1 protein-coding gene is annotated in these 418 nt (G+C 61.0%); it reads right to left on the minus strand.

Features of this window, described 5'->3' with window-relative positions; all coding sequences use genetic code 11:
• Positions 1 to 418: DUF445 domain-containing protein (locus H7I57_RS22705; RefSeq protein WP_504928645.1), on the minus strand; the 418-nt coding region annotated here is incomplete at both ends.

Raw genomic sequence — 418 nt, forward strand, 5'->3', positions numbered from 1 at the left:
ACGTGATGCCGAGGAAGACGTTCTTCCGCTCGAGCGGCCGGAAGATCATCTGCAGCGCAACGTAGTCCGTGAGACCACCGGTCAGCAGACCGAACAGCGGCAGCGACCAGTGCCAGTTGGTGATGCCGAACACGACGGCCTGGACCAGACCGATCAGGAAGCCGAACAGCAGACCGGACATGATGAGGAACTTGAACGCCGGCTTGCCGATGTCCTGGAAGACCGTGTTGAGCGTGACTTTGTCGCGCACCAGGTTGGTGACGACCATGTGCTTGATGTCGAAGATCTGGTCGACCTGGCCGCGGAGCTTGTCGAACATCGCGGCCATCGCCACCGGGATGCGCTTCTCGACGTTCTTGACGACGACGTCCTTGATCTGGTCAGGCGTGGCGCGCCAGATCTGCGGCTGGAACGACAT

The sequence above is a fragment of the Mycolicibacterium pyrenivorans genome (assembly GCF_025821625.1).
GTDB classification, from domain to species: Bacteria; Actinomycetota; Actinomycetes; order Mycobacteriales; family Mycobacteriaceae; genus Mycobacterium; species Mycobacterium pyrenivorans.